We start from the raw sequence: 9317 nt of genomic DNA, 5'->3' as shown, positions 1-9317 counted from the left end.
TATATGATCTAATCCTTTTTTCAAAGATTACATTCTCCAAAAATTCTTCATCCATTAATGCTTTGAGTCGTTTCCTTTTAAGAGCTATTTTCTTTTTGCTTGCTTTCTCTGTTTTTAGTAGATTTCAGGCAAGCTTTCTTAGCAACGATTGATTGACTGCACCGTTCTTCCACTTACTTCTTTCTTCCATCCACTTGATATCAGTGGTGATGTAATAGGTACGTTTTTCTATCCGTCCATGCCCTTTTGTTTCCTTACTACTTATTTTTTCTGGGTTTATATCTCTAAATCCTACCAAAAGTTGTTCTTCTAGAAATTCTTCTATTTCTCTTTTGAGAGCTGGTTGATTTTCTTTTACTGCTAGGATATAGTCACCTTTTTTCTCTATGATTTTTTCTGCAATATCTTTCTGTGTTCCCATGGCATCAATTGTTATTATGCTTTCTTTTATCATGAGCATATCCAGTAACATCGGAATCGCTGTTATTTCATTGCTTTTTTCTTCCGTTTTTAATTGACCTAAAATGAGTTTATTGCTATCAATCCATGCGTTAATAATATGGATTGCTTTTTTATCGTGTTCTTTGTCATGGGAACGTCTCAAGGTTTTCCCATCTATAGCTATTACAGGTTTGTTACTTCTATCTGCTATCGCATGTGTCCAATTCATAAAACAGTTGGAAAAACTTGCTACATCCAAATTTTCAAATACTCGTTGTATGGTATCATGGGATGGTATATCATTTGGTAGCTCTAAATGCTTTTTTAACCATTCCTCTTTTAATTCTGCAAACATAGCTATATCACCATAGCTATCACAGTTAGCAAGAGTTCCAGCTACTGCTATAAAAATAATATCAATCAATTTATGTTTTACTTTCCATTCTTGTCTATAGTCTTTTACGATACTAAAATGTTGTATAAATGTACTCTCCATGTGCCTACCTCACTTATTGTATGTCTTTAGATACCAGTAGCTGAACGGTGTTATAATACCTTCTGCTACTAATTTCACTTGGTTATATTATACAACATAATGGAAATTTTTTCATGCGTTAGCCCTGGGATTTACGCTTACAGATTTGCAAAAAAATGACCGCATCGACAAGGATGCGGTCATTACATCATATTTTATTATTCAGTTATTCCCAAACGCTCAATGATGGTTTTCCGTGCCATGTTTTTATAGCAGATCAATGGAATAAGCCCAGTAATTGCTATGAATGGAATTATGCAAAGAATGACTGGAAGTAAAGTAAAGTTCCATGTGAAATAGCTTAACTCCGCACCCATAGCTCGCACAATCGTTACGCTAGCGACAACTGAAAAAACAAGTGAGCATAATAATCCCAACAAAGAATAACCAATCCCTTCAAAAATCAACATTTGCTTTACTTGCCGCCCAGTCATCCCAACTGATTGCATCATGGCAAGCTCCTTTTGTCTGGAGAGAATAGAAGTGGTCATAGAGTTTATAAAATTCAAAATGCCAATCAATGCAAGAATTGCACAAAGCGCACCACCAATAAGATGGTACATATCAATCATGGATTGGAATGTCTGACGCAATGTAACCTTTGAATAGTAGTCCAAACTGCTATCTACATTCGTGGTATAGTTTTTCAGCCAGTTCTCCGTAGAAGTCATATTGGATTCATCTACATCAAAGATGGTTCTCATAGGGAGATAATCCGTAGAGTTAACCACACTTAAAAATTCTGTCGAGGGTAGAACAAAGTCCAGTCCCAAATCAAGGCTTAAAGGCGTAGCTAAAGCTCTCGGCACAAGAACAACCGCAAGAACATTATAGGTTTTCTTTACTCCATCAGCACAACTAATTGTTAAAGTATCTCCCGGATGATAAAGAGAGAATGTACCATCCCCAACCATTCTCATAGGGGTAACATAAATACCGTTGCCGGATTCCCATTGTTCTTTATTTAGGTCGCCTTCTATTACCTGTAAAAATTCAGCAGACCATTCATCCATTCCGTAGATATTTGTGCCGTGTTCTTTCCTTAATAGATAATTTCCGTATTCGTTTGCTACGGCTTCTGATTGTCCTGCCAACTCCTTCATTTTTCCCAAAGCAAAATTGTCAAGGGGCTGGTTACTGGTCTGCAAATATACGTTTCCGATGTTCTCCATCCCATCCAAGGTTGCTGCCTGCTCGTAAAACTCCTTACTAACATCTGCTGTGTTAAAGGGGCTATTGTTGTTAATAATGGAAGCATCAGATACGGTAAAATCGGTCAAGCTAAAATCCACTACAAACTTATCAAAGTCAAACGAGGTAACATAGGTATATACACTATTGAGCAACACGATACTCAATGCAAAGGAGAGCGTCACAATCGCAACTTTTTTCTTATTACGTTCAAGATTTTCTTTTGATAGCATAAATGTACTTATATGACCGCTCTTTTTACGCTTTTTCTTACTTGCAGACTGTTCAACATATCGTAATGCTTCCATCGGAGAAACTTTAGCCGCCATTTTTGCAGGCTTCCGACAGCTGATAAAAATAGTTATGAGCGAAAATACAACTGCTACCAGAAAAATCAAAGGATTTGCAGTCGTTACTACACGCATATTTTCGGTCAGTATATTGATAATAGCGGGAAGCAGCAACCGTCCTACTGGCCAGCCCAAGGCTAACCCGATAGGAATACCAATCAAAGATAGTCTGAAAGCCTTTTTATATACGATTTTACGAATTTGCCTTGATGTTGTTCCTAATGTTTTCAACATACCGTAGAAACGAATGTCCTGAGCTATTGAAATGTAAAATACATTATAAATCAACAGATAACCTGCAAGAAATATAACCAATACCCCTACCAATACAGAGAGAATAGCTGAAAGATTTATTTCAGCGGTGCTATATGCTCCGTTAATACATAAACGTTCCTCTAATCCATAGGATTCTGTAACTGTTTCTGCCTGTTCTACAATATTATACGCAGAGGGAAACATCATAACACAGTCGATATAACCTGTAGATGCATTCACTGTTCCATCTGATGTGCCATGAACGGCTGGAGCCACTTTTTCTGTATAAGGTTTAGACAACAAGATTGTTTGTCGGTATGCGACAGGGTCACCTTCCCATATTCCGCATAATGTAAAAGTATTGGTGATTGTATCTGTATCTATTACATAAGTCAATTCAATCTGAGTACCAATTTCAGCGGAAACCCCCATAGATGTCAATACAATTCTACTTGTAGCAATTTCATTTTCTGTTTCGGGCAATTTGCCCTCATCGGGATAATTAAATGTCCATTCGGCATAATTTTTATCTGCCCATCGTACTTCGGTAGGCGTCTTGTTAAAGTAGTTTCCGATAGCAGAGCCAATCAGGATAGAATGTCCTGCAGCTTCTATATGGCTGTTAGTACGCACCTCATCATATTCTTCTAATGTAATATGCTTAATGCCTGCATGAGCAAATGTGCCGCTTGTCCGCATATTGCTGTCCTGCATGGAAGCCTGTAAACTGACCGCAATCGTAAACAAGCTGGTAAACAACAGTGTAGCAAGCATAATTGCTAAAATTGCAATGGTGTTTTTATGCGATTTTAGGGAGCGTTTCGCCAGCCTGTTCAATGTCCCATTGTTGTTATTTCCAAATAAAATATCATTCACTTTTTTAACCCCCTATTCAGTAATCCTACCGTCCTCAATACGAACGATACGGTCGGCGAGTTGAGCGATTTCAGCATTATGGGTAATCATGACGATTGTTTGGTTGAATGCCTTGCTTGTGCGGTATAAAAGTCCCAAAACATCAGCACTTGTTTTGCTATCGAGGTTTCCTGTAGGTTCATCTGCAAGGATAATAGCAGGTTTTGACACAAGAGCACGGGCGATTGCCACACGCTGTTGCTGTCCACCGGACAGATTATTGGGCATATTGTTAAGTTTGCCGTCAAGCACAAGCATTTTTACAATCTCGTCTAAATAGGCTTTGTCTACGGTGTCACCATCTAATTCAACAGGAAGAACAATATTTTCATAAACATTTAGAACGGGAACAAGATTGTAGTTTTGGAAGATGAACCCGATGTTTCGGCGGCGAAAAATCGTTAGCTGCTCGTCATTCATTTTCGCAAGTTTTTTACCTCGCACCATAACGCTGCCGGAAGTCGGCACATCTAAACCGCCCATCATGTTAAGTAAGGTGGATTTTCCGCTGCCAGAAGTGCCAACGATAGCGACAAACTCCCCCTGTCCAATGGAGAGAGTAACGCCGTCTAACGCCTTTGTAACGTTCGGCTTACTTTCGTAGTATTTTTTTAGTTCAGTAGTCTGTAAGATACTCATAATAAGCACCATCCTTTCGTTTGATGGTTTTATTGTAAAGGGCAAACCTCGCAGAAATGTCACAGAGTAGTCTGTTTTTCACCCTAAATCCTCACAAAGTCGTGACATTTACAATGGACTCACTTATGTGAAAGAAATACAGAAAAAGTTGCACCTTTCCCAACTTCCGAAACCACCTTAATATAGCCACCCTGCATGGTGATGATTTCACGGGCAAGGTACAGTCCAATTCCAATGCCGGGGGTATCATGTACTTCTTCTTCACGATAAAAACGCTTGAATATTTGTGAATGGTACTTTTCGGGAATGCCCTTGCCTGTATTAGATATGTCAATTTTCAAGTGCATTTCCCATGCTTCCACCGATACACGAATACTACCCCCACTGGTAGTGTATTTAACTGCATTATCAAGAATATTAAATAGAGCTTCACTCGTCCATTTTCGGTCATGGAATACCAGTAAATCTTCGTTACAGGCAACTTTGACAGATATGTTTTTTTGTTCTGCGTTTAATAAAATACCACCTAATGCAGATGCAAGGGTTTCATAAATAGGCTGCATTTTCTGTTCCAATGTAATCACGCCTGTTTCCAAGCGTGAGGTTTTTATCATTGCCTGCATAAGGAAATCCAGTTTGTCAAGTTGTCCTGCACTGGCAGTTAAAAAATCTTTTTGCTTTTCTTTTGACATAGTTTGCTCCAGTAAGGTGGCATTGACAATTTTGAGATTTGCTATCGGTGTTTTGACTTGATGTGAAATATCGGAAATAAGTTCCTGCAAGGCAGCTCTTTCCTTAGCAATACTAAGGCGACTTTCACGCATAACCTCATATAATCTCGTTAAACGGTGATTGATTTTATAAAATATACTTTCTTCATTCTCAAGCTGTGGCGGCTCAATCTCTCCAGCCATCATGCTATCAAGTTGACCACATAATACATCTGAGAACATTACCAATTTCCGGCGTACAAATAGAATGATTGAGAACAAACAGGAAAATACTATTACTGAAAAAAGCAGTCCAACCCAAATCACATTAAAATCGTCTGTTATAAAATACAGTACGCAAATCATTACTGCCGAAAGTAATGCCATAAGAGAGCAGATTAGATGAAAAAAACTATTGATTGAAAGTTTTACCTTTGTCATTTTTTTATTCCTCCAATCCACATATAACCCATACCATACACCGTTTTAATGTACTGAAATTCTCCGACTTCAATTTTATTTCGTACTCTGCTCATAGCAGAGGTTAAAGTATGTTCATCAACGAAATTTTCGTTTATATCCCATAGCTTTTCAAGAAGCACTTGCCGTGTCAAAACCCGCTGCGGATTTTTTGTCAGTACTTTTAGCAAGCGATATTCCATTGGGGTAAAGGGCACGGATTGCCCTGCTATCATAGCTGTCATTTCAGAAAAATTGATAAGTAAATTTTCATCTTCGTAACAATCGCTGCCGTTCTGCTTTGAAATGCGAGCAAGCAGTGCGGCAACCTTTTTTTGAAAAACGCTCATGGGAAAAGGCTTTATTACATAGTCGTCTGCACCCAATTCAAAACCACGTAACTGGTCACTTTCCATATCTCGTGCAGTCAGAAAAATTACGGCGGTATCTGGACGGCGTTCCTTGATTTCATTGCAAAAATCAAAGCCGTCGCCGTCCGGTAAATTAACATCAAGAACGATAAGGTCATAATCCTGTTTTTCAATAGATTGCATAGCAATAGATTTTGTAATTGCTGCGTCAACCGTATATTCGGAAGCAGATAGGTTGTAGCAAAGTGTATTGTTCAAAAGGCGGTCGTCCTCAACTACTAATATTTTCATGTTATCACTTCCTTTTCTTTTAGAGTATCAAAGAAATGTCGCAGAAATCTCACAGCGGTTTATTTTCTTTTCGCCGTCCGTCAGCAGGCTTTTCTGCGTCCTTTGGTATCATCCATGCTCGACCGAATTTCAGAGTACCTTCAATGCGGTTTTCCTCGCACAGTTTTTGTATTCGGCGTTCCGATATGCCCCATTTTTCAGAAGCGGCTTTCACAGAAATATAATCCATAATCAACTTCCTTTCGCCAAAACAATATACATCAATTATATACGGAATGACGAATAATAGCAAATTTGCTTTTATGGAATATGAAACTATACACTACCTAACATCAAATTGTATTTCGTTCTCATATCTTAACCCGAAATGTTACAATGATATGGGGTGATATTAAAATGTACCAAGATGAAAGAAAACTTGATTTCAAGCCGTTGGGTATGGCGATAAAAAAAGCTCGTGAAGCAAAAGGTTGGACACAGGAATACCTTGCTCAACTTGTAGACCTTACACCACGCTCTATTATGTACATAGAGAACAGAGGGCAGCACCCACGACTTAACAAATTTTATCTGCTTGTTACCTTGCTCGACATCTCGGTAGACCAGTTCTTTTTCCCATGCATAGCCAAAAGAGCGATAACAATCGCCGTAAACAAGTTGATGTGCTGCTGAATGAAATGGAAGAAAAGGAGCTTATCGTTATGGGAGCTACGGCTCAAGGCTTGAAAGCGGCTCGGGAAACAGTGAAATAATCAACGCTGTTTTTCTGCCGAACAAACTGAAAAAGTGCGACACCAACATAGGTTGTCGCACTTTTTAGGTTGCTTTTTTATTCTCCACACCTATCATAGAGCTGTTTACATCGCCTCTGAATATCTGCAATTTCTACTTCGGTTAAGTTTCGACGATTATGGGTGAGCAGCTGCTCAGAAAAATCATGGTAGCCCTCCAGTAAGGCATCACGCAAAAGCTCTGGTGTTTTGCAATGCTCCACACCAAACCATTGCTCTTCTTTTTCTTCCCAAATCATAACGGTGTAACCTCGTTTTGTTGTTACAACCTCGAAAACATCATCTCGGCTTAGATAATCCTTGAATACCTCTAAAACCTTTTCAAAGGTCAGCATTTTTATCAATCCTTTCATATTTTGGTGTTCATGTACCAGTAACTTATACTACCTATTATGACCATCATAGTAAAAGTAAACCGCACTGTAAAGGATGCGGATATTGTTTGCGAACAAAAGTGGCAAGCAGGGCATACGGGTGACCACCGTATGCTTTTGCTTGCTGGGGAGTATCCTCAATCCCCACTGAACACACAATAAATTGTGTGGCTACGCCCCCTTTGGGAACTGATAAAATCACAGTGCAGCTTACCGCTGTTCCGTAAGCGTAAATCCCAGGGCTAACGCATGAAAAAATTTCCATTATGTTGTATAATCCTGTCTTTGACAGTTGAAAGAAAATAAAAGCTTGAAACCCCTTGTAAATAGGACATATCAAGCTTTTTTGTTTTGAGATTTTTGCGTACCTTTTTTTTTTTGTGTTTTTATATATTTTTTTCATTTCTCTGTTGCTAACAATCTGATAATCGGTTCTAAATCCAAAAACTTCATGAAGAGCATCAGTAAAGTCGGTTCGTGTATAGATTGGCATATATCCTTCGCCGGGAATAGCATGGAAGTTCATATCTTTCAACTGATTTATTATTTCATTGGTTGTGAATTTGTTATCCAGTTTCTTTTCTAGATATCTATACAAAACGAGAGCCAGAAAACAAGTAGTAAAGTGCGCTTTTATTCGGTCATCTCTGCGAAGGAATACAGGTCTAGCTTTAAATTCACTTTTCATAATCCTAAAGCATTCTTCAATCTCCCAGCGCTGATGATTGATTTTAGCTATTGTTGAGACCTCTTCTTCTAGATTTGTACAGACAGCATAAAATCCGTCATACATAGCCTCTTTCGCAATGGCTTTTTCATCAAGACTATAGACAGCCTTTTCAGCAACTTCGCCATCATTAGTTAACCTTGGTAGCACAGCTGAAGCGTTTATAATCATTCTGTCTTTTTTTATCGATACTCTTTGGATTACTGCTAATAAGTTTGACTGCACGCTCGAGTTGTCTGGTTCTGATTTGTTGCTGATAATCACGGTATTTCAGAGAATATGTTACAATCAGTTTTTGTTCGGACCCATCTTCTTTAATCCATCGTTCCTTGCAGAAAGTCACATTCTTAAATGCCTCATAGAGCCTCTGATCCTCATCGAATTTTCGGATGTCAAATGATTCACCAGATGAAGAGTGAACCCACCCTTCAGGGGCAAGAGCCCAATCTTTAAGCAATGTCATTTAGTTAAGGCATTGTATTTAAAAAGAATCAGTACCAAAAAAGTATCTAAGAGCCAAAGTGATTCTTTAGGTGCTTTTTTTGCATCACAAAAAAACAGATTGTCATCTGCCAAAAAATAGTATATTATTTTTATATTAAGCAACTCTGTACAAAAAGCTTACCGAGCTTTGGACTTTGACTTTGCGAGGGTCGCTTCGTTCCAATCTAATAGGTAGAATATATTTTTGTATGAGTATCTCAAAAAGTAGTTGGTGCAGTCATAGTAGAGGATATGGTCATTTCTTTTAGAAATGGAGAGACTATTTTTATACAACTCTGCCTGAATAAAATCCGATTCATCAGCGATAATCTCTAAGGCACGATAAATGTGCTGTAAATCAAAAGTAGGCTGTTCCAATAGACGCTTTGATTCTTCAAAGGTATTAAGTTTAGAAGAGGGGAAGAGAATTCTCCCATAAACTAAACGTGAAAGAATAGCATTCAGGTCAAAGGTGAATTTATGTCTGGAAGAGATGTCCTTAGAAATCTTGTGAAGACCCAGTTGGTGATAAAGTTGTTGAAGGAACAGGTAGCCACCATTAAAAGAGTGTTGCGTATCTTTGCCAATGAGCTTGAATTGAGTCGTACACGAAGAAATAACGGTGCAGTCAATCAATCGTTGCTAAGAAAGCTTGCCTTGAATCTACTAAAAGCAGAGAAAGCAAGCAAAAAGAAAATAGTTCTTAAAAGGAAACGACTCAAAGCATTAATGGATGAAGAATTTTTGGAGAATGTAATCTTTGAAAAAAAGGATTAGATCATATA

At 38.3% G+C, this 9317-nt stretch carries 8 protein-coding genes and 3 pseudogenes; 2 read left to right on the top strand and 9 right to left on the bottom strand.

Annotated elements, in window-relative coordinates; translation table 11 throughout:
• Positions 1 to 124 precede the first annotated feature (124 nt).
• The 6 genes from AACQ14_RS23500 to AACQ14_RS23475 form a co-directional block, all read right to left on the bottom strand.
• Positions 125 to 937 carry an ISAs1 family transposase gene (locus AACQ14_RS23500; protein WP_339365983.1) on the bottom strand — a complete coding sequence of 271 codons (813 nt, stop codon included), beginning with the start codon at positions 935 to 937 and terminating at the stop codon, positions 125 to 127.
• Between the two features lie 197 nt (positions 938 to 1134).
• A complete protein-coding gene (locus tag AACQ14_RS23495) occupies positions 1135 to 3648 on the bottom strand; it encodes an ABC transporter permease (protein ID WP_339365982.1) in 2514 nt (837 codons plus the stop codon).
• Between the two features lie 12 nt (positions 3649 to 3660).
• Complete coding sequence (locus AACQ14_RS23490) at positions 3661 to 4326, bottom strand: ABC transporter ATP-binding protein (protein WP_339365981.1); 666 nt, start codon at positions 4324 to 4326, stop codon at positions 3661 to 3663.
• Positions 4327 to 4445: 119 nt separating this feature from the next.
• Positions 4446 to 5477, bottom strand: coding sequence for a sensor histidine kinase (locus tag AACQ14_RS23485; RefSeq protein ID WP_339365980.1), 1032 nt, complete (start codon positions 5475 to 5477; stop codon positions 4446 to 4448).
• The gene (locus tag AACQ14_RS23480) at positions 5474 to 6157 is read right to left on the bottom strand and encodes a response regulator transcription factor (RefSeq protein ID WP_339365979.1); all 684 of its coding nucleotides are present in this window, start codon (positions 6155 to 6157) and stop codon (positions 5474 to 5476) included. The genes AACQ14_RS23485 and AACQ14_RS23480 overlap by 4 nt, the downstream gene beginning before the upstream one ends.
• A 49-nt stretch (positions 6158 to 6206) precedes the next feature.
• Positions 6207 to 6386 (bottom strand): helix-turn-helix domain-containing protein, encoded by a 180-nt coding sequence (locus AACQ14_RS23475; protein ID WP_339365978.1) that lies wholly within the window; start codon positions 6384 to 6386, stop codon positions 6207 to 6209.
• Between the two features lie 167 nt (positions 6387 to 6553).
• Here AACQ14_RS23475 and AACQ14_RS23470 point away from each other — a divergent pair.
• Positions 6554 to 6909: pseudogene (locus AACQ14_RS23470) on the top strand (helix-turn-helix domain-containing protein).
• A 77-nt stretch (positions 6910 to 6986) separates the two neighbouring features.
• Here the strand turns inward: AACQ14_RS23470 and AACQ14_RS23465 are convergent.
• From AACQ14_RS23465 to AACQ14_RS24925, 3 genes and pseudogenes are all read right to left on the bottom strand, one after another.
• Positions 6987 to 7301 (bottom strand): hypothetical protein, encoded by a 315-nt coding sequence (locus AACQ14_RS23465; protein WP_339365977.1) that lies wholly within the window; start codon positions 7299 to 7301, stop codon positions 6987 to 6989.
• A gap of 394 nt (positions 7302 to 7695) precedes the next feature.
• Positions 7696 to 8389, bottom strand: a pseudogene (locus AACQ14_RS24930) (IS1634 family transposase); the annotation flags it as partial.
• 364 nt (positions 8390 to 8753) lie between these two features.
• Positions 8754 to 9135 (bottom strand): annotated as a pseudogene (locus AACQ14_RS24925) (IS1634 family transposase); the annotation flags it as partial.
• Here AACQ14_RS24925 and AACQ14_RS23450 point away from each other — a divergent pair.
• Positions 9043 to 9309, top strand: coding sequence for a hypothetical protein (locus AACQ14_RS23450; RefSeq protein ID WP_339365974.1), 267 nt, complete (start codon positions 9043 to 9045; stop codon positions 9307 to 9309). The pseudogene AACQ14_RS24925 and the gene AACQ14_RS23450 sit on opposite strands and share 93 nt — an antisense overlap.
• The last annotated feature ends 8 nt before the right edge of the window (positions 9310 to 9317 follow it).

The sequence above is a fragment of the Vallitalea maricola genome (assembly GCF_036985595.1).
GTDB classification, from domain to species: domain Bacteria; phylum Bacillota; class Clostridia; order Lachnospirales; family Vallitaleaceae; genus Vallitalea; species Vallitalea maricola.
This window is presented reverse-complemented; position numbering and strand designations above follow the sequence as displayed.